We start from the raw sequence: 22,189 nt of genomic DNA, 5'->3' as shown, positions 1-22,189 counted from the left end.
GATCGAGCCATGGCCGACAGCGCCCCGATCAAGACCCGCACCCCCCCGGCCGATCGCCGGAGCAAGGCGAGACAACCGTTCCGCCGTCGCCGGCGGCCTCAGGAGCGCGTGCGGCTGCTTGGCCAGCCCGTCGATCTGGTCCGGCCCGAAGAGGTGCTTCACCACATGGAGCGGTGGATCGCCGAGGGGCGCCAGACCGTCTTCGCCAATCACAATCTGCACAGCCTGTCCTTGATGCGGAAATCCGCGTCGATGCGGGCCTTCTACGAACGGGCCGATCTGATCGAGCTGGATTCGACGCCGCTGATGGCCTTCGCCCGGCTGATCGGACTGAACAGCCGGGGCTTCCACCGCTGCACCTATCTGGACTGGCGCGACCACTTCTGGAGCCTGGTCAACCGCAACGGCTGGCGGGTCATGTATGTGGGCGGGACCGCCGAGGTCTGTCAGGTGGCGGTCGAGCGGCTGACCGCGCGATACCCGCGCGCGGTGATCGAGGCCCAGGACGGCTATTTCGACGTGACCCCGGGCTCGGAAGGGAATCAGGCGGTGCTGGACCGGGTCGCCGCCTTCCGGCCCCAGATCCTGTTCGTCGGCATGGGGATGCCGCGTCAGGAGGAATGGATCATCGCCAATATCGACTCTCTGCCGCCCGCCGCCATCTTCTCGGTGGGGGCCGCCTTCGACTATGAGGCCGGCGCGCAGAAGACGGCGCCGCGCTGGATGGGGCGGCTGGGGATCGAGTGGCTGTATCGGCTGACGGCCGATCCGAAGCGGCTGTTCCACCGCTACTGCATCGAACCGTGGAGCTTGATCGACCTGATCTGGGCCGATGTCTGGGCGGCGACCAGGCGGCGCGTCGGTCCTTCGCGGACCTGACCCCGCCCGTCAGCCGGCGGGCGCCTTGGGGTCCGCTCGAATCCATTGTGGAAGCAGGCGATAGTCCGAGGCGCCGCAAGTCGCGACGTAACTGTTGGATGCCGCCACGTCATTGCGCCGGATGACACAAAGCCTCCAGTCGTTCGGCAACCCCATGGGGGAGCCGAGTATGATGGCGCCGCGCGGCCAGGGTTCGCCGGTCACCGGGCGGGCGGCCGTCTGCGTCACTGGCTGCCCCCCAACGGGCCGGACATGGATGTCGCGGCGGATGCTGCGGCTGTAGTTGCAATCGACCGCATAGGCCCCCTGAAACGCCTCGATGACGGTGCATTTGTCCCAGAAGCCGGGCTCGACCGGATCCTCGACCTCGACCTGGTCGTAGGCGGCGTAGGTGGGGCCAGCAGGCGCGGGTTGGGCGGTGGCCGGGCTCGCCCCCGGCGTGACGGCTGGACCACCGGGTTCGACATCGGCAGGCGGGCCCGTCGGGATGGGGCCCGCAGGGATGGGGGCGTCGGGGATGTCCTGGGCCAGGGCGGCGCTCGACAGGCCGAGGCTTACGGCCGCGGCGAGCGCGAGGGTTTGCACGCCGCGCATCAGTAGCTTCCCGCCGCGATGCTGCGCAGGGAGGCGCCGTCGTTGGCGATCAGATTGCCCGCCCCGCCCGCGACGATGTTCCCGGCGCCGCCCGCGACGATGTTGCCCGCGCCTCCGGCGACGATGTTGCCGGCGCCGCCTGCCACGATGTTCGAACTGGAGACGCCGCGCGAGCTGACCAGGGCTCGGCCCGGCGGGGGGGCGGCGAAGGTCGTGGAACTGACGCGATAGGTGGCGCGGCCGCCGCTGGTGGCGGCGTACCATTTCTGGTTCATGCCGCCGTGACAGCTGAAGCCGACGACGCGGCCGCCGGAGCTGCGGTTGCCGCCTTCGATGTCGGCGCATAGGCCGAGCTCGTTCCTGAGTTCGCCGTTGGTCTGGATGCCCCAGCGCTGGTTCGCGCCATTGTTGCAGGCGGCGGCGGTCAGGGGCGCGCCGGAGCCGTTGGACTGGAGGCAGGTCTGGTTGCCGAGCGAGATCATGCCGTAGCTGCCCGAGACGAAGCGCCAGCCCTGGGCCCCGCGGCCTGACTGACAGGTCGCGTGCATGATGACGTTGGCGTTCCCGACATCCATGCAGTTGCCGATGGCGAAATAGGTGGCGATGGCGGGGGTTCCGCCGGTGACGGAGACTGTGACCTGGGCCTGGGCGGCGCCGGCGAAGCCGGTCAGGCCGAGGGCGGCGACGGCCACGAGGGTGAGGCGATGCGACATGGTTTCCTCCGACGGGTTGAGGCCGCTCAGGCCCCGGTGAAGACGAGAATGACGGCGACGAGCAGGAAGGCGGCGCCCACGAAGACCCCGGCGAGGCGGAGGGTCTTGACGTCGCCGGTGGGCTCGATGACGGCGTAGGCGGGCCGGCTCGGGTCGTAGCGGGCCTCGATCTCGGCGCCGGCCGGATAGCGGGCCAGGACGGCGTCAACCTGTTCCCCCGTCAGATTGGTCTGGACGAAGGACAGACGCGTCGACTGGTGGCGGGCGCCGCCGACCTCATAGGCGTAGCGGACCGTGGCCCAGCGGCCGCCCTTGGCGTTTCGGCTGATCCTCGACTCGACGACCCGAGCGCGGGCGATCGGCCAATGGCGGGCCTCGCGGATGCGCGTCTCGGCGCGCGCGGCCATCCAGAAGGTCAGGAGCGGCGCAAGGACGCCGGGCACGACCGTGAGCAACAGAATGACAGGATCCATCTTCGGCCCCCTCCGGTCCGTCAGAAAATAAAGGTTGCAGAACGCGGGTTTGTCGAACCTGATGCGACCAACGCCGTCGTCGATGCGACGAACCGGCGTGGCAGGGTCGAATCGGGTTCGTGTCGCGAGACGGGGGGGCGGGGGCCGACGGTGAAACGCTTCAATGACCGGGCCACGATTGCTCTGGTGCTGATCCTCTGGGGGTTCGGCTACCTGCTGGTGGACATCACGGCCACGCTCGGAGGCCGAACCTATTTTCTGGGCTTCATGTTCCTGACCAACCTGCCGCTCTATGCGCTGGGCGTTGGTCAGTCGCTGGGGCTGCTCTGGGTGCTAGGCAGGACCGGTTCGCTGTCGCCCTGGGTGCGATGGCCCTTGATGATCGGCGCGACCCTCTGCGCCGGCGCGATCCAAACCGTCGTCGATCTGCACTACCTCAAGATTCTGGCCCTGACGGTGATCCCGGACTGGCGCGTCTGGGCGACCAATCTGGGCCAGCACCGGCTGGGTCCGGTGCTTATTCTCTACTTCTGGACCTTCGGCCTGATGTTCGCCATCACCGGCACGGCGCGGGCCAATAGCCTGGCCCGGTACAATGAGGCGCGCGCCAATGCGCTGGAGGCCGCGCATCAGAGGGCCGAGGCCTCGGCCCTGCGGATGCAGTTGAATCCGCATTTCATGTTCAACGCCCTGAACAGCGTCGCCAGCCTGGTCGTGGCGCGGCGCGAGGACGACGCCGAACGGATGATCGGGCTGCTGGCCGATTTCCTGCGGTCATCGTTGAACGCCGACCCGGCGCGGGACGTGACGCTGGAAGAGGAGCTGGCGACGTTGCAGGCCTATCTCAGGATCGAGGAAATCCGGTTCGGCGACCGCATGAAGGTCGTGCTCGACGTGGACCCCGAAACCTTGAGCATCATGACGCCGAGCTTCCTTCTTCAGCCGCTGGCGGAAAATGCGGTCAAGTATGGCGTGGCGCCGGTCAGCCACCCCGTGTCGATCCGGGTGGCCTCACGCCTGGAAGGCGAAAATCTGATCCTGACCGTCGAGAACCGGGCCGGCGGCGGCGGCGTCCGGGCGGCCTCGTCCGCCGCCCAGGCCGACGAGCATCAGGTCAAGCACGGCATAGGCCTGGCCAATACCCGCCAGCGGCTGGCTATTGCGCGCGGCGAGGGGGCCTGGCTGACGGCACTGCCTCTGGATGACGGTTTCCGCGCCGAGATCGGCCTGCCCATGATGGAGGCGCGGCCCAAGCCGGGGGCGGTCAGGCCTCGTCGCCGCAAGGTCGCGTCGTGAAGGTCGTCATCGCCGACGACGAACCTCTGGCGCGCGATCTGATCCGCAATCTGCTCGCCGGGGAGGACGGGGTCCGGATCGTGGGCGAGGCGAAAGACGCCGACCAAACCCTGGCGCTGGTTCGGTCGCAGAACCCCGACCTCGTCTTTCTCGACATTCAGATGCCGGGCATGAGCGGCGTGGAGGCGGCGTGCCGGATGGCCGGCGACGGGCGGCCGTTGATCGTTTTCGCCACCGCCCACGCCACCCATGCCGCCGACGCCTTCGATCTCGACGCGGCCGACTATCTGCTCAAGCCCATTCGGCGCGAGCGGCTGGCGGAGGCGCTGGAACGGGCGCGTCGGCGGCTGGAACGGGCGGGCGCGGGACGCGCGCCGATGGCCGAGGCCCCCCGCGGCGACGCGATCTGGGTCGCCGCGCGCCACGGTCAGGTGAGGGTGCCGCTGGGCGAGGTGTCGCATATCGTGGCCGCCAGGGATCACGTCTTCCTGCACGTCGACGGGCGCGCCTGGATGCACCGCGCCACCATGGCCGGGATCGAGACCTTGGCGGTCCCGCACGGTCTCGTCCGCATTCATCGGTCGGTGATGGTCAGGCCGTCGCGCGTCGAGGCCGTGGTCCAGGCCGGACGGAGCCTGAGGGTCAGGCTGGACTGCGGAGCCGACCTGCCGGTCGGCCCCGCCTATCGCGCCCGGGTGCGGGGTTGGACGCTGACCTGACCTGGCCTGATCGTCGTCAGTCCGGGCCGTGGCCGTGGCTGTCGGTGGTGACGAGGGCGGCGCCGGCCGCGCTGGCCTCGCCGTCGGCCGACTGGTGCCAGAAGGGGGCGCGCGGGCGTTCGCGACGGCCGACCTCGTTCATGCCGCTGTCGTAGACCCGGCCGTTCAAGACCGTGTAGCGGATCGAGGTGGTGTTGCGGATGTTGTCCAGCGGATTGCTGTCCAGCACCACCATGTCGGCCAGCTTGCCGGCCTCCAGCGAGCCCAGGTCCTTGTCCATGCCCAGGGAGCGGGCCGGGTTGATGGTGCCCGTGCGCAGGGCCTGCATCGGCGTCATGCCGCCCTGGGCGAAGGCCCACATGTCCCAGTGCGATCCCAGACCCTCGCGCTGGCCGTGGGCGCCGATGTTGGTCAGAACGCCGATGTCGTTCAGACGGCGCGCCTCGCGGGCGATGGAGATGTGGTTCAGTTCTTCCGGCAGGACATGGACCGGGCGGCGGGCGCGGGCGTCGAGGATGCGGCGCGGGACGTACTGGCGCAGGATCGGCTGATCCCAGACGTTGCTCTCCTGATACCAGTAGTTCTCGCCCCAGTTGCCGCCATAGGCCACGACCAGGGTCGGGGTGTAGGCGACCTTGGTCTGACGCCACAGCTGGTGGACGTCGTCATAGAGGTTTGCGAGGGGGATCGAATGTTCGATCGTCGTGTGGCCGTCGACCAGCATCGACATATTGTGCTGGAACAGGGAGCCGCCCTCGGGCACCACCATGATGCCCAGTTCGCGGGCCGCCTCGATGATCTGCTGGCGCTGGTCACGACGGGGCTGGTTATAGCTCTTCACCGAAATGGCTCCGAGGGCCTTCATGCGTCGAAGGGTCGATTGGGCGTCTTCCAGACTGTCGATCTGGGCGGTGAAGGGCGTCTGGGCGCCATAGAGGATGGTGACGGTCGAGAAGATGCGCGGCGCCACGACGCGGCCGGCCCGGGCGTATTCGGAGTGGGCGAAGATCTCGGACGAATCGTTCGACGGATCGTGGATCGTCGTCACCCCGAAGGCCAGGGAGGCGTAGTTCACCCAGCTCTGCTGCGGGATGATCTCCTCGGAGCCCATCGACCCGTGCCAGTGGGCGTCGATCAGGCCCGGGATGATGGTCTTGCCCGTCATGTCGATCTGGGTCGCGGCGGCCGGGATGGCGACTGAGCCCCAGGGACCGACCGACTCGATGCGGTTCCCGTTGACGATGATGACGCCGTTCTCGATGACCTCATCACCCTTCATGGTGACGATGCGGGCGCCGGTCAGGACCAGACGGCCGGTCGGGGCCTCGGTCGGGGCGGAAAAGCCGATGGCGACGCCGTGCTCGGCGGGCTTGGGCAGTTCGGCCGGGGCGCCGTCCACGAAGGCGAAGGACTGGTCCAGGCTGCGGGTGAAGAATTCCGGGCCGAGGGACCAGGTCAGACGTTTCGAATCGCCCGACCAGTTCAGCCATTCGCCGGCGTCGCGGGTGACGCGGGTCTGGGGGATGGCGTCGCCCTTGGCCGAGACGGTGACGGGGCGTCCGGTCGAGACGAAGGGGGCGACGAAGGCGTTGAACCGCTCGGTCCAGGCCACCCATTTCTCGTCGGGGGACACCACGAACTCGGAGGCGTTCTCGCTGAGCAGGTGGGTGCGTTCGTCGTGGCCGTTCAGGTCGATGGACTTCAGGGCGCGCTTGCCGTCCTGGCTGTCGACGAAGAACAGCCGGTCGTTGGAGGCGCCGAAGCGAGGCGCGGAGCCCTCGTCGGTGACCAGGACCGGCTCGCCGCCCGCCGTGGGCACGCGATAGAGGCCGGGGTTGCGGCCCCATAGGGCGGTGGTCAGGAAGCCGTCGGTGGTGGCGCGATAGACGACCGTGCGGCCGTCCGGACTGAAGGCCGGCTCGACATAGTGGCCGGGGTTGCGGGTGACGACACGCCCCTCGCCGCCCGAGGCGGGGATGACGCGGACCGTGCCCAGGTCCTTGTCCGACCAGGTGGTGTAGACGATCGACCGGCCGTCGCGGGACCAGGCCGGATAGAGTTCGAAATGGTCCGACTGGCGCGTCAGGCGACGCGGGGCGCCGGGCTGGCCTTCCACGTTCAGGTCGCGGACCCAGAGATTGCCGAGGGCCTCGAACACGACCTTCGAGCCGTCCGGCGAGGCCTGGGCCCAGCGGACCATCTTGACGTCGAACTGCGCGGGCGCGACGTCTACCGGGAAGCGGACGGCGGGCTCGATGCGGCGGGTGTCGGCGACGTGGAAGGGAATGTCGGAGACGGCCTTTGAGGCCACATCGACCTTGCGGATCTGGCCTCCGGCCCAGACGACGATGGAGGCGTTGTCGGGCGTCCAGCTGAAGGCCGGATAGACGCCGTGGATGGCCCAGGTCTCCTGAAGGTCGCGGTCCAGACCGTCATAAATCGGCGTCTCGCGGCCCGAGGCGATGTCCATGACATAGAGGACGGACTTGTAGCGAACACGCCGGATGAAGGCGACGGACTTGCCGTCCGGCGAGGGCTGCGGGCGGATCGAACCGCCGGGACCGGACAGGAAGACCTCGGTCTCGCCCGTTTGCCGGTCGAGGCGGCGGATGACGTAGATCTGGGTGTTGGGATCCTTGGAGTATTCGAAGGTGCCGCCGGGGGTGGCGTCGTCCGAATAGTAGAGATAGCGGCCGTCAGGCGAGAAGGCGGGTTCGCCCGTGTCTTTCTGCTGTGTGCGGCGCTCGGTCAGTTGGACACCCGAGCCCCCGCCCGCGCGGTGCCACATCCACATCTCGCCGGCGCCGAGCGAACGACCCGAGGTGAAGTGCTTGCGGCCGACGATGAAGTCGCCGTCCGGCGACCAGTCGGGCTGGGTCACGAGGCGGAAGGTCTCCTTGGATACCTGGGTCGGGTTGGAGCCGTCGCGGTCCATAACCCAGATGTTGTCGCCGCCGCCCCGGTCGGAGGTGAAGGCGATCTTCGTCCCGTCCGGCGACCACTTGGGCTGCATGTCCCAGGCGACGCCCGAGGCGATGTTGCGCGCCTCTCCGCCGCCGATCGGCATGACATAGATGTCGCCCAGCAGGTCGAAAACGATCTCGCGGCCGTCAGGGCTGACGTCCACCGACATCCAGGTGCCCTGGGTGACGTCGAGGGTGATGGTCTCGCTGGGCCCGGCCGGGTTCTGCACATCCCACTTGGGTTTTTCGGGCGTGGCCGGCGGCGCGACCGGCGTGGTGGCGGGGCCGGCCTGGACGACGGGCTCGGGCGCGGGCTGTTCGGGCGTCGGGGCCGGAGGAGCGGGTTGGGGCGAGGGCGGCGTCTGGGCGACGGCGGCGCCCCCGATAGCCAGAGCCGCGACCGTGGTCAGCCAGAAACGCTTCATCGCCCATTCCCCTACTGTGAGGGCGCAGGTCTAGCCGGTTCTTTCCGGTCTTGGCCAGTCCGGTCGCGGACGGATCAGCCCGGGTCCGCCAGCAGGGCGAGGAGGGCGAAGCTGGCCAGCCAGTGTTCGCCCATATAGTCGCCGGTGACCTGGGGCAGGGCGGCGTCGAGATGGGTGGCGGCGGCGGACAGGGCCGACGTCCGGGCGGGATGGTCGGAAGGGAGGCCCGAGGCGATCTCGCGCCAGCACCAGGCGCGGCTGAGGTTCAGGCCGTCCAGGTGGGCGATCTTGCCGTCGGTGCGGTCGCTGACCGACGCGGGGGCGAACAGGGTCGCAGGCAGACCCTCGGACACGCGGGGCAGGAAGGCGTCGAACCAGACGGTGAAATCGACCGGCGGAAGCACCCGTCGCATCAGGGCCGCCTCGGTCAGGGCCGAGGACAGGAACTCGTCCTGCGACGGCTCCCAAGCCGGGCAGTCGCGGTCGTCGGCATGCCAGGCGAGGGACCGGTCTCGGCAGAGAGCGGCGAGGTCGGCGTCATCGAAGGCCTCGGCGTAGTCGAGCGTCAGGCGCAGGGCGAAGGCGGTGTTGAAATGGGTTCCGACCCGGACAGGATAGGTCGCCAGGGGCAGATAGGATTTGAAGCGGTCTGCGAAGGCGTCGGCGAGGGGCTGAAGCGTGCGGGACCACCGACGGCCGTGGTCGGTGTCGTGGCGCTTCAGTTCGGCGGCCAGCATCAGCAGCCAGGCCCAGCCGTAGGGCCGTTCGAACCCCCGGCTGGAGGGGCGGGCCAGATAGGCGACCTCGGCGGCGACCTTGTCCGGGGTGAAGCTGTCGTCGGCCAGGGCGATGATCCGCGGCGCCTCTGCCATGTCGGGGTGGAGGCGCAGGGTCGTCAACAGGGTCCACCAGCCATGAACGCAGGAGTGCCAGTCGAAACTGCCGAAGAAGATCGGATGGGCCTCGCGCGGCTTCATCACGTCCTGTGGGCCGGTGAAGACGTGATCCATCTTGTAGGGCCATTCGCGCGTGACGTGGCCGAGGGCGGTGCGGGCGTAGAGGGCGGCGATGTCGGGGGTGAGCGCGGTCATGCTCAGAACCGGAAGGCCAGAAGGTACATCAGGACCATGTTGGCCAGGAGCAGGGCCAGGGCGGTCGGGGCCTGGGCGCGGATCACGCCGTTGAAGGCGGCGTTGCGGTCCGGCAGGTCCAGCAGGTTGGCGGGCACGACGTTGAAGTTGGCCGCCATCGGGGTCAGCAGGGTGCCGCAGAAGCCGGACAGCATGCCGATGGCGCAGACGATGGCCGGGTTCCCGCCGAATTGGTGGATGACGAACGGCAGGCCGATGGCGGCGGTCATGACCGGAAAGGCGGCGAAGGCGTTGCCCATGATGACGGTGAACAGGGCCATGCCGATGCAGTAGGCGACGACGGCGATCAGAGGGCCGGTCATGGGCACCACGTCCGAGACCAGTCCGCCGACGACCTGACCCACCCCGGCCAGGGCGAAGACGGCGCCGAGGGCGGCCAGCATCTGGGGCAGGATGGCGGCCCAGCCGACGGAATCCATCAGGCGGCGGCCCTCCTGAAGCGGGGCGGTCACGGGCGGCCGGAACATGGCGAAGGCGGTCGCCAGGGCCAGGACGACGCCGAGGCCGAGGGCGATCAGGGTCGGGTCCTTGGGGTCGAACAGGGGGGTGTCGCCGAACTTCACCTTGGCCAGAACGAGGGTGCCGAGGAGGGCGGTGACCGGGATGATGAGGGCCGGGATGAACAGCCGGGCGCCGAATCGCCTGGCATGGGCCAGCCGTTCTTCGGGCGTGGTGGTCGGGGGTTTGCCCTGACCGAGACCGCCGACGCCGGCGATGGCGACGAGGGCGATCAGCAGGATGCCGTTGCCGAGGTCGCCCAGCCACTGGCCGAACAGGAAGCTGACGGCCAGGAGGCCCCAGAAGGCGGCGTTCCGGAACCGTTTGGGGTTCTCCGCATCGGTCAGGCTGAAGACCGAGAAGGCGGCGAAGGTCAGGCCCGCCAGCACATAGACCCAGACGAGGGAGATCATGGACGCGCCTCCCCTTCAGCCGCGGCATCGATAGTGGCCGCCTCCCGGGCGATGCGGCGGTCGAGCAGGATCAGCCGCGTGCCGTGGATGGCGAAGGCGACGATAGCGGTCGGGATGGCCCAGACCGACAGATGCAGCGGCTGGACGATGATGCCGTTCTGCTCAAGGAAGCCCTTGATGAGCAGGATCGAGGCGATGGCGATGAAGATGTCCTCGCCGAAGAACAGGCCGATGTTGTCGGCGCCCGCCGCATGGGACCGGATCAGGAATCGGGTCCTGTCCGGCAGGTTCGGATGCCGGGCCTCGGCGGCGGCCTCGGCCATGGGGGCGATGAGGGGACGGACCATCTGGGGGTGGCCGCCGAGCTTGGTCTGGCCCAGGGCGGCGGTGATCTGGCGCGCCAGAAGATAGCCGGCCAGCAGACGGCCGGTGGTCACAGTCCTGAGGCCCCCGATCAGCCGCCGGGCCTGCTCCTGAAGACCGTAGCGTTCGAGCAGGCCGATGACCGGCAGGACCAGCCAGACGATGGAGATATAACGGTTGTCGTTGAAGGCCTTGCCGAAGGCGGCGATGGTCTCGGGCAGGCTGAGCCCACCGGTCAGGCCGGTGACGAGGGCCGCCGCCAGAATGACGACCAGCGGATTGAGCCTGAGCAGAAAGCCCGCGACCAGAACCGCGATCCCCAGAAGCACCAGCATGAAGTCATCTCCCCGCGAGAGGCGACGCTATCGCCTGACGCCCTGCGCGGGAAGCCGGTTCGGGCTGCGAAAATCAGACCCCGAGAATCCAGCCTTCCTCGGTCTCGACGGCGGCGATCTTCGCCTCGTCGGTTCCCCTGGGCGGGCCGAAGGCGGCGCCGAGTTCGCCCCGGTCGTCGAGGTTGGCGAAGTGCTCGGCGGTCAGGCGGACCTTGGCCTGGTCCTTGAACTCGCCGGTCGCGGGCTTGGCGGCGTAGAGGGCCGGCCAGACCTCGGCGATGAGGACGGACAGGGGTTCGACGTCGGCGGCGTCCAGGGCGCGCCAGCCGGTGCCGAAGGGCCAGACGGCGGCCGAGGCGCCGAGGCTCTCCAGCAGACGACGGGCGACCGGGATGCCGACCAGGGTCTGGCCGCCGACAGCGCCCGCGCCGTGCATCTGCCAGACGCTCTTGGGCGCGTGCTTGCCCGCCACCGGCGCCTGTTCGGTGGCGCGCAGTTCGGGGATGTCGGCGCCGGAGCCGACGGGCGGCTTGGTCGTGGTCAGCCAGCGCTGGGCCTGGCTGGCCGGCGCGCCCCAGAAGGGCCAGGGCTGATCGGTCATCAGCCGGTTCATCTTGGCCGCCACCTGGTAGCGGTTGTTGGTGTTGTCCGGCTTGTCCTTGAGGTTGTCGTCGATGAATTTCCACATCGCCGACCAGGCCGGTTCGGCCTTCAGGCCCAGGCGCGCGGCCGTGCCCGCCGGATAGCCGAGGGTGAAGTCGAAGCCGAGCAGGACGCGGTCGCCGCGCTTCCTGTGATCCGCCAGCAGGCTGTTGAGCAGGGCCTCGCCCTCGGCGCGCGTCGCGACGTTGTGGGTCTCGGTATAGAGACGGAAACGGACGTCGCGCTTGGCCACGCCGATCCACAGGGAGCCCTCGCCGAGCTTCTTGCCCTCGGCGGCGGTCCAGTCGGCGATCACATAGGCGTCGAAAAGGCGGGCCACGACGGCCTCCTTCAAAAGGCGAAAACTACAAGGATGGCGGCTTCTACTCTCTGGCGCGCAAGCGCGCCAGTATGCTTGGGCCGCGGTCGTCGGCCCTTCGGGACCTCCCGACCCGACGCGGCCTGGCGCTTCGCGCATGCCCATATCCAAGACAATTATGCGCTCAAGCAGTGAGCGACCGCGTCGCGAACGTAGCGCGGCGCGTCAGCGCCAAATCTAACGCATCAAGGCCTCGATGTGGGAGAGCCAGCGGCGGCCGAGGCGGAGGGCTTCGGCGGGCGAGGCGGTGTGGGACGGCGCGTGGGACAGGGTGCGGGCGTTCCACAGGGCCAGTTCGAACTCGGGCCAGCGGGCGTCGAGGAACATCAGGCGCAGGGTCACCTCGGCGGCCTCGGGCGCCATGATGTCCAGGGCCTTGCGCGGTTCGCCGCGCCGGACCCGGGCGACGACATGGCCGTCGACGATCATCTCGGCGCCCTCAACCTCGTCAAAGGCAAAGACCAAGCCGTTGGCGCCGCGATCCCAGAGCACGGCGATCTGGCCGCCGGTGAAGTCGAGACCGGCGGCCCGCCCCTCGGCCGGAGCCAGGGCCTCGGTCTCGGCGGCGTGGCCGAGGCTTTTCAGCATGGCGCGGCGCAGGCGGCGCTCGGGCTCCATCCACCAGCTCAGGGCCAGGGCGCCCGTGGTCAGGGCGGCTGCGGCCAGGCCGATCAAGAGGATGACGCGGAACGCCTCGCCCATCAGCCCTGCCCCCTCATGCGCAGTTCCTCACGCCGCGAGGTCCAGTTCGATCACGACCGGGACGTGATCGGAGGGCTTGTCCATGTCGCGGGCGTCGCGGTGGGTCTCGACGCTGCGGAAGCGATCGGCGGCCTGGGGCGACAGCAGGTGGAAGTCGATGCGGATGCCGTTGTTCTTGGGCCAGGCGCCGGCCTGATAGTCCCAGAAGGTATAGGTTCCCGGGGGCTGGCCGCCCAGTTCGCCGGCCTCGGACAGGCCGAGGTATTTGAGGGCGCGGAAGGCGGCGCGGCTTTCGGGCTGGAAGAGGGCGTCGCCGAGCCAATTCTCGGGATGGCGGGCGTCCTCGGGTTCCGGGATGACGTTGTAGTCGCCGCAGAGGACGAAGGGCTCCTCATAGGCCAGCAGGTCGTGGGCATGGGCGCGCAACCGTTCGAACCAGGCCAGTTTGTAGGGGAATTTCTCGGTTCCGACCGGATTGCCGTTGGGCAGGTAGATGGCCCCGACCCGGACCGGGACGGGCGCCTCGATCACCGCCTCGATATAGCGGGCCTGATCGTCGGGCTCGCCGTTCAGCCCGGCCGTCTCGCCGCCGGGAAGGCCGCGCCGGATGTCGGACAACGGGTGTTTCGAAAGGATGGCGACGCCGTTGTAGGTCTTCTGGCCGTGGGTCTCGACGTTGTAGCCCAGGCTCTCGAAGGCCTCGCGCGGGAACTTCTCGTCGATCGTCTTGATCTCCTGGAAGCAGACGACGTCGGGCGAGGCGGCCTGAAGCCACTCCAGCACCGTGGGCAGGCGGGCGTTGACGGAGTTCACGTTCCAGGTGGCGATGCGCATGGGCGGGAGGCTAGAGCGAAATCGGTTCGAAGCGAAGCGCCTTCGAACTCAGATATTCGCTCAAGAAGACGGCGAACCGCCGGATACGAAAAGGGCGTGGATGCGATCCCATCCACGCCCTTGGTCGTCAGGTTTTCGGGAAGATCATTCCTCGCCGGCCGGAGCGGCCGCCGGAGGAGCGGCCGGGGCCGGGGTCAGGGTGCAGCCGCCGCCGATGCGTTGGGCGGTGGCGCAGGGATAGACCTGCTGGACGGCCTTCTCGGCGTTCATGCGCGTGATGATGCCGTCGCCGGCCGCGCATTTGAACTCATAGAAGACGCCGTTGGCGTTGCCGCCCATGAAGCGCCCCTGGGTCACGTCGCAGGTGGCGGCTTCGCTGCCCGCGAGCCAGCCCTTCATGGTGGCGGCCTGTTCCTCAGCGGTGGTGAGCCGGCAGACCTCGTTGCGCGAGACCAGTTCGATGCAGGGCGTCAGCTTCCAGGCGCCGGCGGCGTCCTTGTTGATCCAGTAGCCGTCCACGCCGGCGCAGCCGACTTCATAGATGGTGTTTCCCGCAGACACCTTCCCGGTCAGGACCACGCGATCGACGGTGCAGGGCACGGCGGCCTGGGTCGCATAGGTCTTGAGGCCTTCAAGTCCGCCCTGGTTGGCGGGGGCGGTGCACTGGAGGCCGGCGACAGCGGCCGGATCCTTGTAGACGGTCAGCTCGGCGATGCCGGCCAGTTCGACGCAGCTCAGGGCCTGGGGCGGCGTGGAATCGATGAAGATGTAACCCGGGCCGCCCTCGCGGCACTCGGCTTCGTAGATCGATTGCTTTTCGTCGCTGACGCCGCGCAGCACGGCCTTCTGCACGGTGCAGGTCGTGTTGGTGGCGCGGCCGATAACCTCGGCGGCTTCGCGAAGCTGGTCCGGATTGCGGTTGGTGTTGGCGCGGCGTTCGCGCTCGCGGCGGTCACGACGGCTTTCGTTCTGGGCCGGAGCGGCGCCGGCGGGCGGGGCGTCCTGGGCGGCGGGCGCGGCCGGCACGGGGAAGGCCGCAGCCGCTGTCGTCATGGTCAGGGCGATCGCCGCGCCGGCGATCAGGGAGAGGGCTTTCTTCAACACGGGATGCTCCTGGTCATCGCGACCTGATGGTCTCCCTGCTTTCCCGGAAGGACATGGCGGGGTCAAGGCAGAACCGAACATCGCGACGCAGAGGCTCGCCGCTGGACGTGGAGGGCGGGTTCGTCCTATCTGGTCCCGTTTCAATTGGAGACGGACTTGGCCGACGACGCCTCGACATCCCCCACGACGCCGTTCGACGGATCGCCGGAGCCGTTGCCGGAGCCGTTGCCGGAGCCGTCGCCGGAGCCGTCTTCGGGCGCGCGCGGCCTGACCTATCCCCTGGGAGAGCCGCCGGCGCCGGGAGAAGCGGTCGAAGCCGCGCCGGGCGTGCTCTGGCTTCGCCTGCCCCTGCCCATGGCCGCATTGAACCACGTCAATCTGTTCGCGATCCGCCACGGCGAGGGGTGGGCCGTCGTCGACGCCGGAATGAATACGCCGGACTCGCGCGAGGGGTGGGAGGCCGCCTTGGCCGGGCCTCTGGAGGGGCGGCCGGTCACGCGGGTGATCTGCACCCATATGCACCCCGATCACCTCGGGCTGGTCGGCTGGCTGTGTGAGCGTTTCGATGCGCCCCTGCTGATGTCGCGGCTGGAGTATGTGACCGGACGAATGCTGGTGGGCGACACCGGCAAGCCGGCGCCGAAGGCGGGCACGGACTTCTTCCACGGCTGCGGATGGACCGAGACCCAGCTGGAGACCTATCGCCGGGAGTTCGGCCGGTTCGGACGCGCGGTCTGGGCCCTGCCTCAGTCCTATACGCGGTTGAGCGACGGCGACGTCCTGTCGATCGGCGGGGACGAATGGCGGGTGGTGACCGGCAGCGGCCATAGCCCAGAGCACGTCTGCCTGTGGCGGGCGTCGGACGGGGTCTTCATCGCGGGGGACCAGATACTGCCGCGCATTTCGTCCAATGTATCGGTGTGGCCGACGGAGCCGCTGCAGGATCCGCTGGACGACTGGATGCGGTCGCTGGACAAGCTGGAGGCCCTGCTGCCGCCCGAGACCCTGATCCTGCCGTCGCATGGGGAGCCGTTTCTGGGCGTTCGAGAGCGGATCCAGGCGTTGCGGCGCGGCCATGAGACCTCGCTGAAGCGGCTGGAGCGACGTCTGGGCGAACCGAAGCGGGCGATCGACGTCTTTTCCAGCCTGTTCGCACGGACCATCGGAGACGGGGTGCTGGGCATGGCCACGGGCGAAAGCGTCGCGCATCTGAACTATCTGACCGGCAAGGGTCTGGCTCGCCGCGAAACCGACGCCGACGGCGTGTTCTGGTGGACGGCGACCGGGCCGCAATCGAGTGAAGACGAGGACCAGAAATGAGAGAGTTCATCGGCGAAAGCCTGATCGACGGCGTTCTGACGGTCACCCTGCAAAGGGCGGACAAGAAAAACGCCATCACCCAGTCCATGTATTCGGCCCTGGCCGCCGCGACCGAGCGGGCGCGGCTGGACGACGCGGTCCGGGTGGTCCTGTTCCGGGGCGAGGGCGACAGCTTCTCGGCCGGCAACGACATCGCGGACTTCATCGCCATCGGCCAATCTGGCGGCGGGCAGGTCACGGACGCGCCGGTGTTCCGTTTTCTGAAGGGGCTGGCCGATCTGGACAAGCCGGTTGTGGCTGCGGTCAGGGGCCGGGCGGTCGGCATCGGCCTGACCCTGTTGCTGCATTGCGATCTGGTGGTGGTGGCAGAGGACGCCCTGCTGTCGGCGCCTTTCGTCAACCTGGCCCTGGCGCCGGAGGCGGCGTCGTCGATCCTCCTGCCCATGACCATGGGGCATCAGCGGGCCTTCGAGATCTTCGCCCTGGGCGAGCCGATCGACGGGAGGACGGCCCTGGCCTGGGGCCTGGCCAACCGGGCGGTTCCGGCCGGGGAGGTCGAGGGCGTCGCGGCGGAGCTGGCGGCCAAGCTCGCGGCCCGGGCGCCGAACTCGCTGAAGAAGACCAAGCGGCTGATGCGCGACGCTGAGGCTCTGTGGGCCCATATGCAGCGTGAGGGTCAGGCTTTCGGCTCGCAACTGTCGAGCCCCGAGGCGATGGAGGCCTTCATGGCCTTCAGCCAGAAGCGGGCGCCGGACTTCTCGAAGATCGGCTGACCACCGGGTGACCCATCCGGGCCTCGCAACCGTCGCAAAAAGCGGTTAGGGGGCGCGCCTGATGACAACCGCCGCCGTTTCTCCCCCTGTCCTGACCCAGGCCGCGATCGCTCCCGAGCGACGCGAGGACCACGCCGCCGTGGACGCCCTGGTTCTGGCCGCCTTCGGGCCCGGTCGGTTCGCCAAGACCGCCGAGCGTCTGCGCGAGGGGTCGGCTCCGGCGGCAGGCTTCGTCGCCCATGACGACGGGCGGGTGGTCGGGTCGGTGCGGCTGTGGCCGATCACCGTGGGCGAGACGCCCGCCCTGTTCCTGGGTCCCATCGCCGTGGACGCTCGACGGCGCAGCGCGGGGCTGGGCGCGGACCTGGTCCAGGCTTGTCTGGACCACGCCCGCACGGCCGGGGTCGGCGGTGTGCTGCTGGTCGGGGACCGCGGCTATTTCGAGCGGTTCGGCTTTGTCGCCGCGCCGGAGGCCATGCTGCCGGGGCCGGTGGATCAGCGCCGCGTGCTTTGGCTGTCGATGGGCGTCGAGGCGGTCGCGGGACCGGTCCGCATCGCCGGCTGACCGCGAGCAGGTGACGAACCCGTCAGGCGCGCCTAAGTCTTGGGCATGACGGATGAGGCGACACCCAAGGGCGGGCTTGAAGGCGTGACGGCGGCGGCGAAGCAGGCTCCGGGCCGGGGCCTGCCGCCCGTGCATCTGTGGCATCCCGAACATTGCGGCGAGATCGACATCGTCATCCGGGCGGACGGGACCTGGATGCATGAAGGTTCGCCGATCGGGCGCAAGGAGCTCGTGCGGCTGTTTTCGACCGTGCTGAGACTGGACCCGGACGGCTATCATCTGGTCACGCCGGTCGAGAAGCTGAAGATTGAGGTCGAGGACCTGCCGTTCCGGGCCGTGGCGGTGGAGGCGGTGGCGGGCGACGCCGGCGACGTGCTGCGCTTCACGACCGACGTCGGGGATGTGGTCGAGGCGGGGCCGGAGCACGTCATCACCGTCGAGACCGATCCGACGACAGGCGAGCCGGCGCCGAGGCTGCATGTGCGACGCGGGCTGGAGGCGCGGATTTCGCGGCCGGTCTTCTATGAACTGGTCGAGCGGGCCGAGGAGATCGACGGGCGACTGTTCGTGCGGTCGGGCGGCGCCGCGTTTGCTCTGGGCTCGCTGGACCTCGGCGTTGACGAGGCGGGGCCGGAATGAACGGCGAGGCGTTGAAGGCGCGGCTGCGGGACAGGCTGGCGCCGGTCGAAAGCTGGAGGCCGGATCAGGCGGCGGCGAAGTCGGATTTCGACCTGAACCCCGGCGTCGATTTCGGCCAGCGGGAGTTGCGTCCGGCCGCCGTGCTCGTGCCCCTGATCGCGCGGCCCGAGGGGGTGTCAGTGCTGCTGACGCGCCGGGCCGACACCCTGACCAAGCATTCGGGCCAGATCGCCTTTCCCGGCGGGCGGCTCGATTCCGGCGAGACGGCGGTCGAGGCGGCCCTCCGCGAAGCGCGCGAGGAGGTGTCGCTGGATCCGGGCCTCGTCGAGGTTCTGGGGCTGGGCGACGCCTATGAGACGGGGACGGGCTTTCTGATCACGCCGGTGGTGGGGTGGCTGAACGCGCCGCCGGTGGTCAGGCCGAGCGAGGCCGAGGTGGCGGACATCTTCGAGACGCCCTGGGACTTCCTGATGGACGCGGCCAATCACCGGCGCGACTTCCTCGACATGGACGACGGCGACCGGCGCTGGTTCTGGGCCATGCCGTGGGAGGACCGCTATATCTGGGGGGCGACGGCCGGGATCATTCGGGCCCTGCGCGTCCGCCTATACGGCGAGATCGGCGAGGCGGCGGCGTGACGACGCTGAGGGACCAGCCGTGGCTGACCAGCCGGGAGACGCGCGCCGTGATCGCGGCGCTGGAGGCTGAGGGCGGGGCGGGCTGCGTGCGGTTCGTGGGCGGCTGCGTGCGCAACGCCCTGCTGGGTCAGCCGGTCGATGATCTGGATCTGGCCACGCCGCTCAAGCCCGAACGGTCGATGCAGGCCCTGATGGCGGCGGGCCTCAAGGTCGTGCCGACCGGGCTGGCCCACGGGACGGTGACGGCGGTGTCGGGCGGGCGCCCCTATGAGATCACCACCCTGAGGCGGGACGTGGAAACGGACGGCCGGCGTGCGGTCGTGGCTTTCACCGACGACTGGGCCGAGGACGCGGCGCGACGGGATTTCCGGCTGAACGCCCTCTATGCCGACGCGGACGGGACGGTCTTCGATCCGACCGGCGAGGGGCTGGCCGATGTGGCGGCGCGGCGGATCGTCTTCGTCGGCGAGGCGGAGACCCGGATCCGCGAGGACTATCTGAGGATCCTGAGGTTCTTCCGCTTTCACGCCTGGTATGGGCGAGGCGCGCCGGATGCGGAGGGGCTGCGGGCCTCGACGACACTGGCCGCGGGGGTGCGGACTCTGTCGGCCGAGCGGGTGTCGAAGGAACTGCTGAAACTGCTGGCCGCGCCGGATCCGCGAGAGGCGGTGCGGGCCATGGCGGAGGCGGGCGTGCTGGCCGCGGTGCTGCCGGAAGTCGGATCGCTGAACCTGTTCGAGGCCATGGTGGACCGCAGCGACGATCCGGTCCTGAGGCTGTCGGCCCTGCTGCCGCCGGATGACGCGGCGGTGGCGGCGACGGCGGGGCGATTGCGGCTATCGAACGGGCAAAGGGACCGGCTGGTCTCGGCGGTTGGCGAGGTTCCGGCCGGACTGACGGACCGCGAGGCGCGGGCGCTGCTCTATGGCATCGGGCGGGAGGCCTTTCGCGACCGGCTGATGCGGACGGCGGCCTCGGGTGGGATCGGGGCGGAGGCGGTCCGGCGGCTGGAGCGGCTGGCCGAGCGTTGGACGCGACCCAGAATGCCCGTGGGCGGGCGCGAGGTGGCCAAGGCGGGGCTGGCGCCGGGCCCGGAGACCGGGCGGGTGCTGGCGGCCTTTGAGGCCGGGTGGATCGCCGACGACTTTCCGGCCGACGGCCATGACGAACGTCTGGAAGCGGCGATCAAGGGGTTGTCTTCCCCTGCGCGAGGCGGACGATGACCGGGCGATGGTCCGAGCCTGTAGGTCGGCCGAGGCGGCGGTCCAGCAAGGCCAGGTCGGGCGAGCGATAGACCTGGTCGATGGTGATCCCGAGAGGCGACGGCGCCTGGGACGGCCAGGTGCCGGGCCAGCCGGGGGCGGGGATCAGGCCCATGTCGGCCTTGATCTGACGGCCGATGCGGGCGCTGGAGACGCTGTTGAAATCCCCCGCCATGACGACCGGATGATCCATGCCCTTGCGGACCTCGGTCAGGTGCATGGCCTGACGGATCTGGGCCCACTGATACTGGTAGGGCCAGGGACGGGTCAGGTGGACGCCGATGACATCCAGCGGGCCGAGCGCGGTCTGGACGGTGGCGGCGACATAGGGGGCCTCGCCGGCGACCTGGGGGCGGGCGCTGAGCGGGCGGCGCGAGGCGATGGTGATGCGGTCGCCCAGACGGCCCGAGGGGCGACGCTCGATGGCGCGATAGGGGTAGGCGGCGAGGATGTCCTCGATGCGGGCCGTCGCCCTGTCCGACATTTCGACGAGCACCACGACATCGGGATCGGCCTCGCGGACGGAGCGGGCGATGGCCGCGACATCGTCATTGCCCATGTAGAGGTTGGCGAAATAGAGGGTGACGACCGGGGCGCCCGGTTCGGCCACGCTGCGGGTGGGCGCCCACTGGGGCCAGACGGCGACGAGGGTCAGAATGGAGACGAGTGCGCCGGCGATCGCGGCGGGCCAGAGACGCAGAATGAGCGCCATGAGGCCGATCAGGACCGCGCCGATCAGGGCCGGGGCGGTGAACTGGGCCAGGATATCGACCCAGCGATGGCCGAGGCCGCTGAGGGCCGCCAGGGCGACGAGCGCCGGCGCGCCGAGCAGGCCGATCAGCCCCAGGATCGTCAGGCGACGCAGGAGACGGGAAGGCGCCATGCGGGCTTGTCTTTCTCGCGCAGGACGTGCGCAGATGCAGGGGCGGGACGAGACCCGGGAGTAGGCGCATGGCCAAGCGGTCGATCGCGGATATCGAGAAGATCTGGTCCAATGTCGAGGGGGTCAAGAAGCTGTCCGACCGGGTGGTCGGCGTCGGGCCGTTCGGCGTCGGACTGGACGGTCTTCTGGCCTTCGTGCCGGGGGTCGGCGCCCTCTACACCGTCGGTGCCGCCGGGTGGCTGCTGAACCAGGCGGTGAAGGCCAAGGCCACGCCCGCGACCCTGGCCCAGATGGGGGCGTGGCTGGGCGTCGACACCCTGACCACCCTGACCGGCGAGGCCTTCTTCATTCCGGCCGACCTGGTGGATGTGCTGTTCCCCGGACACCTGCTGGCGGCCAAGGCCCTGCAGAAGGAGATCGAGGCCACCCATTGGGTCGAGACCTCGGAGGCCGAGGCGCGGGCGACCGGCGAACATGACCGGCATATGGAACGGGTGAAGAGCGACAGCCGGCTGAAACGCGTCGTCTATCTGCACGACTGAGCCCGCCGGGTTCAGCCCCGTCCGTGTTTGAATCGCCTTAGGTTTTTCATTTCTCGCGCCGCTGAACCCGTGTCGGGTCGGCGGTCGATCAGACTGATCTCCGTAATCGAACGGAGATCGACATGGACGCCAGCGCGCGCCTCGGACTGCCCTATCTGGTCGCGGGCCAGATGCAGAAACACGTCACGGTCAATGAGGCCCTGACCCGGCTGGACGTTCTGGTCCAGACCCGCATCGCCAGCCGATCCACGACCGCCCAACCCGCCTCGCCGACTGAGGGCGACCTTTATGTCCTGCCCGACGGGGCGACGGGGGCGGACTGGTCGGGCCGGGCGGCCGGGGATCTGGTGAGAGCCGATGTAAGCGGCTGGACCGCCGAGACCCCCCCGGAGGGGACGGTGGCCCTGATCGCGGACGAAGGCCGGGTGGTGGTGCGCCACGGCGGCGGCTGGACCCCGATGGGCGAGCGGCTGGGCGAGATCCAGAATGTCGATCGCCTCGGGCTGAACACCACGGCCGATGAGGCCAATCCCTTCGCGGCGCGGGTCGGCAAGGCCCTGTGGACCGCGCCGGGCGGAGGCGACGGCGGCGACCTGAGGTTCACATTCAACAAGGCGGGTGCGGCGGATGTCCTGGCCCTGCTGTTCCAGAGCGGCTGGAGCGGACGGGCGGAACTGGGGCTGATCGGCGATGACGATCTGTTGCTCAAGGTCAGCGCCGACGGCTCGACCTGGCGCGAGGCCTTGCGGGTCGATGCGGCGACGGGGGCGGCCGTGTTTCCGGGCGGATCGGGGCGGGTCGAGACCACGGTCCTGACCGCGGACGCTAGCTGGACGCCGCCGGTTTGGGCGCGACGGGTCGAGGTGCTGGCGGTGGGCGGCGGCGGGGGCGGGGGTTCCGGCATGGCCGGGTCGGCCGCCGCGTCCCGGTTCGGCGGCGGCGGCGGCGGTGCGGGCGGAATGGCGCGGATTGTCTGGCCCGTGGAGGCCCTGGGCGGCGAGGATCTGGACATCACCATCGGCCTGGGCGGGGCAGGCGCTGCCGGGGTCGTGGCGGCGTCCGGCGCGGCGGGTTCGGACGGGAC

The 22,189-nt window shown here is 69.5% G+C and carries 23 protein-coding genes; 11 read left to right on the top strand and 12 right to left on the bottom strand.

Annotated features, from left to right (window positions below; all coding sequences use genetic code 11):
• The first annotated feature begins 9 nt into the window (after window positions 1-9).
• Window positions 10-879 carry a WecB/TagA/CpsF family glycosyltransferase gene (locus ACT6QK_RS08650; protein ID WP_444597426.1) on the top strand — a complete coding sequence of 290 codons (870 nt, stop codon included), beginning with the start codon at window positions 10-12 and terminating at the stop codon, window positions 877-879.
• Between the two features lie 9 nt (window positions 880-888).
• Here the strand turns inward: ACT6QK_RS08650 and ACT6QK_RS08645 are convergent, their stop codons facing one another.
• The 3 genes from ACT6QK_RS08645 to ACT6QK_RS08635 are packed head-to-tail and all read right to left on the bottom strand — an operon-like array spanning window position 889 to window position 2,659.
• Window positions 889-1,473 (bottom strand): hypothetical protein, encoded by a 585-nt coding sequence (locus ACT6QK_RS08645; RefSeq protein WP_444597425.1) that lies wholly within the window; start codon window positions 1,471-1,473, stop codon window positions 889-891.
• A complete protein-coding gene (locus tag ACT6QK_RS08640; protein WP_444597424.1) occupies window positions 1,473-2,186 on the bottom strand; it encodes a ricin-type beta-trefoil lectin domain protein in 714 nt (237 codons plus the stop codon). Before ACT6QK_RS08640 ends, ACT6QK_RS08645 begins: the two co-directional genes overlap by 1 nt.
• Before the next feature lie 26 nt (window positions 2,187-2,212).
• Window positions 2,213-2,659 (bottom strand): DUF3592 domain-containing protein, encoded by a 447-nt coding sequence (locus tag ACT6QK_RS08635; RefSeq protein ID WP_444597423.1) that lies wholly within the window; start codon window positions 2,657-2,659, stop codon window positions 2,213-2,215.
• A gap of 150 nt (window positions 2,660-2,809) precedes the next feature.
• Between ACT6QK_RS08635 and ACT6QK_RS08630 the strand changes: the two genes are divergently transcribed.
• Window positions 2,810-3,955: a sensor histidine kinase gene (locus tag ACT6QK_RS08630; protein ID WP_444597422.1), complete on the top strand. Its 1,146-nt coding sequence runs from the start codon at window positions 2,810-2,812 to the stop codon at window positions 3,953-3,955.
• Window positions 3,952-4,674, top strand: a complete 723-nt coding sequence (locus ACT6QK_RS08625; RefSeq protein ID WP_444597421.1) for a LytR/AlgR family response regulator transcription factor — start codon at window positions 3,952-3,954, stop codon at window positions 4,672-4,674. Before ACT6QK_RS08630 ends, ACT6QK_RS08625 begins: the two co-directional genes overlap by 4 nt.
• 16 nt (window positions 4,675-4,690) lie before the next feature.
• On the opposite strand, the gene ACT6QK_RS08620 is transcribed toward ACT6QK_RS08625, so the two are convergent.
• The 8 genes from ACT6QK_RS08620 to ACT6QK_RS08585 form a co-directional block, all read right to left on the bottom strand.
• Window positions 4,691-8,062: an amidohydrolase family protein gene (locus ACT6QK_RS08620; protein ID WP_444597420.1), complete on the bottom strand. Its 3,372-nt coding sequence runs from the start codon at window positions 8,060-8,062 to the stop codon at window positions 4,691-4,693.
• A gap of 74 nt (window positions 8,063-8,136) precedes the next feature.
• Window positions 8,137-9,153, bottom strand: coding sequence for a DUF2891 domain-containing protein (locus ACT6QK_RS08615; RefSeq protein ID WP_444597419.1), 1,017 nt, complete (start codon window positions 9,151-9,153; stop codon window positions 8,137-8,139).
• A gap of 2 nt (window positions 9,154-9,155) precedes the next feature.
• Window positions 9,156-10,124 carry a DUF979 domain-containing protein gene (locus ACT6QK_RS08610; RefSeq protein WP_444597418.1) on the bottom strand — a complete coding sequence of 323 codons (969 nt, stop codon included), beginning with the start codon at window positions 10,122-10,124 and terminating at the stop codon, window positions 9,156-9,158.
• Window positions 10,121-10,822, bottom strand: coding sequence for a DUF969 domain-containing protein (locus tag ACT6QK_RS08605; protein ID WP_444597417.1), 702 nt, complete (start codon window positions 10,820-10,822; stop codon window positions 10,121-10,123). Before ACT6QK_RS08605 ends, ACT6QK_RS08610 begins: the two co-directional genes overlap by 4 nt.
• 73 nt (window positions 10,823-10,895) lie before the next feature.
• Window positions 10,896-11,804, bottom strand: a complete 909-nt coding sequence (locus ACT6QK_RS08600; protein ID WP_444597416.1) for a cobalamin biosynthesis protein CbiG — start codon at window positions 11,802-11,804, stop codon at window positions 10,896-10,898.
• 216 nt (window positions 11,805-12,020) lie between these two features.
• The gene (locus ACT6QK_RS08595) at window positions 12,021-12,545 is read right to left on the bottom strand and encodes a hypothetical protein (protein WP_444597415.1); all 525 of its coding nucleotides are present in this window, start codon (window positions 12,543-12,545) and stop codon (window positions 12,021-12,023) included.
• Between the two features lie 27 nt (window positions 12,546-12,572).
• The gene (gene xth / locus ACT6QK_RS08590; RefSeq protein WP_444597414.1) at window positions 12,573-13,379 is read right to left on the bottom strand and encodes an exodeoxyribonuclease III; all 807 of its coding nucleotides are present in this window, start codon (window positions 13,377-13,379) and stop codon (window positions 12,573-12,575) included.
• 144 nt (window positions 13,380-13,523) lie between these two features.
• Complete coding sequence (locus ACT6QK_RS08585; RefSeq protein WP_444597413.1) at window positions 13,524-14,483, bottom strand: hypothetical protein; 960 nt, start codon at window positions 14,481-14,483, stop codon at window positions 13,524-13,526.
• 156 nt (window positions 14,484-14,639) lie between these two features.
• Between ACT6QK_RS08585 and ACT6QK_RS08580 the strand changes: the two genes are divergently transcribed.
• From ACT6QK_RS08580 to ACT6QK_RS08555, 6 genes are all read left to right on the top strand, one after another.
• On the top strand, window positions 14,640-15,803 hold the full coding sequence (locus tag ACT6QK_RS08580) for an MBL fold metallo-hydrolase (protein WP_444597412.1): 1,164 nt from the start codon (window positions 14,640-14,642) through the stop codon (window positions 15,801-15,803).
• Window positions 15,800-16,576 carry an enoyl-CoA hydratase gene (locus tag ACT6QK_RS08575; protein WP_444597411.1) on the top strand — a complete coding sequence of 259 codons (777 nt, stop codon included), beginning with the start codon at window positions 15,800-15,802 and terminating at the stop codon, window positions 16,574-16,576. Before ACT6QK_RS08580 ends, ACT6QK_RS08575 begins: the two co-directional genes overlap by 4 nt.
• A gap of 61 nt (window positions 16,577-16,637) precedes the next feature.
• The gene (locus ACT6QK_RS08570) at window positions 16,638-17,141 is read left to right on the top strand and encodes a GNAT family N-acetyltransferase (RefSeq protein ID WP_444597410.1); all 504 of its coding nucleotides are present in this window, start codon (window positions 16,638-16,640) and stop codon (window positions 17,139-17,141) included.
• Window positions 17,142-17,186: 45 nt separating this feature from the next.
• On the top strand, window positions 17,187-17,780 hold the full coding sequence (locus ACT6QK_RS08565; RefSeq protein WP_444597409.1) for a DUF1285 domain-containing protein: 594 nt from the start codon (window positions 17,187-17,189) through the stop codon (window positions 17,778-17,780).
• Window positions 17,777-18,418 (top strand): CoA pyrophosphatase, encoded by a 642-nt coding sequence (locus tag ACT6QK_RS08560; protein ID WP_444597408.1) that lies wholly within the window; start codon window positions 17,777-17,779, stop codon window positions 18,416-18,418. The genes ACT6QK_RS08565 and ACT6QK_RS08560 overlap by 4 nt, the downstream gene beginning before the upstream one ends.
• The gene (locus ACT6QK_RS08555) at window positions 18,415-19,641 is read left to right on the top strand and encodes a CCA tRNA nucleotidyltransferase (protein ID WP_444597407.1); all 1,227 of its coding nucleotides are present in this window, start codon (window positions 18,415-18,417) and stop codon (window positions 19,639-19,641) included. The genes ACT6QK_RS08560 and ACT6QK_RS08555 overlap by 4 nt, the downstream gene beginning before the upstream one ends.
• Here the strand turns inward: ACT6QK_RS08555 and ACT6QK_RS08550 are convergent.
• Window positions 19,604-20,563, bottom strand: coding sequence for an endonuclease/exonuclease/phosphatase family protein (locus tag ACT6QK_RS08550; protein WP_444597406.1), 960 nt, complete (start codon window positions 20,561-20,563; stop codon window positions 19,604-19,606). The two genes, ACT6QK_RS08555 and ACT6QK_RS08550, sit on opposite strands and share 38 nt — an antisense overlap.
• A gap of 68 nt (window positions 20,564-20,631) precedes the next feature.
• Here ACT6QK_RS08550 and ACT6QK_RS08545 point away from each other — a divergent pair, with 68 nt between their 5' ends.
• Together ACT6QK_RS08545 and ACT6QK_RS08540 are read left to right on the top strand one after the other, a co-directional pair.
• A complete protein-coding gene (locus ACT6QK_RS08545) occupies window positions 20,632-21,105 on the top strand; it encodes a DUF4112 domain-containing protein (protein WP_444597405.1) in 474 nt (157 codons plus the stop codon).
• Between the two features lie 122 nt (window positions 21,106-21,227).
• The coding region (locus tag ACT6QK_RS08540) for a DUF2793 domain-containing protein (protein WP_444597404.1) at window positions 21,228-22,189 on the top strand (962 nt) is incomplete at its 3' end.

The sequence above is a fragment of the Brevundimonas sp. genome (assembly GCF_052436175.1).
GTDB lineage: Bacteria > Pseudomonadota > Alphaproteobacteria > Caulobacterales > Caulobacteraceae > Brevundimonas.
This window is presented reverse-complemented; position numbering and strand designations above follow the sequence as displayed.

Bases quoted from the DNA above. Each gene is read 5' to 3' on its own strand.
- ACT6QK_RS08650 (WP_444597426.1), top strand. From the start codon at position 10: ATGGCCGACAGCGCCCCGATCAAGACCCGCACCCCCCCGGCCGATCGC.
- ACT6QK_RS08645 (WP_444597425.1), bottom strand. From the start codon at position 1,473: ATGCGCGGCGTGCAAACCCTCGCGCTCGCCGCGGCCGTAAGCCTCGGC.
- ACT6QK_RS08640 (WP_444597424.1), bottom strand. From the start codon at position 2,186: ATGTCGCATCGCCTCACCCTCGTGGCCGTCGCCGCCCTCGGCCTGACC.
- ACT6QK_RS08635 (WP_444597423.1), bottom strand. From the start codon at position 2,659: ATGGATCCTGTCATTCTGTTGCTCACGGTCGTGCCCGGCGTCCTTGCG.
- ACT6QK_RS08620 (WP_444597420.1), bottom strand. From the start codon at position 8,062: ATGAAGCGTTTCTGGCTGACCACGGTCGCGGCTCTGGCTATCGGGGGC.
- ACT6QK_RS08615 (WP_444597419.1), bottom strand. From the start codon at position 9,153: ATGACCGCGCTCACCCCCGACATCGCCGCCCTCTACGCCCGCACCGCC.
- ACT6QK_RS08610 (WP_444597418.1), bottom strand. From the start codon at position 10,124: ATGATCTCCCTCGTCTGGGTCTATGTGCTGGCGGGCCTGACCTTCGCC.
- ACT6QK_RS08605 (WP_444597417.1), bottom strand. From the start codon at position 10,822: ATGCTGGTGCTTCTGGGGATCGCGGTTCTGGTCGCGGGCTTTCTGCTC.
- ACT6QK_RS08595 (WP_444597415.1), bottom strand. From the start codon at position 12,545: ATGGGCGAGGCGTTCCGCGTCATCCTCTTGATCGGCCTGGCCGCAGCC.
- xth (WP_444597414.1), bottom strand. From the start codon at position 13,379: ATGCGCATCGCCACCTGGAACGTGAACTCCGTCAACGCCCGCCTGCCC.
- ACT6QK_RS08575 (WP_444597411.1), top strand. From the start codon at position 15,800: ATGAGAGAGTTCATCGGCGAAAGCCTGATCGACGGCGTTCTGACGGTC.
- ACT6QK_RS08570 (WP_444597410.1), top strand. From the start codon at position 16,638: ATGACAACCGCCGCCGTTTCTCCCCCTGTCCTGACCCAGGCCGCGATC.
- ACT6QK_RS08565 (WP_444597409.1), top strand. From the start codon at position 17,187: ATGACGGATGAGGCGACACCCAAGGGCGGGCTTGAAGGCGTGACGGCG.
- ACT6QK_RS08560 (WP_444597408.1), top strand. From the start codon at position 17,777: ATGAACGGCGAGGCGTTGAAGGCGCGGCTGCGGGACAGGCTGGCGCCG.
- ACT6QK_RS08550 (WP_444597406.1), bottom strand. From the start codon at position 20,563: ATGGCGCCTTCCCGTCTCCTGCGTCGCCTGACGATCCTGGGGCTGATC.
- ACT6QK_RS08545 (WP_444597405.1), top strand. From the start codon at position 20,632: ATGGCCAAGCGGTCGATCGCGGATATCGAGAAGATCTGGTCCAATGTC.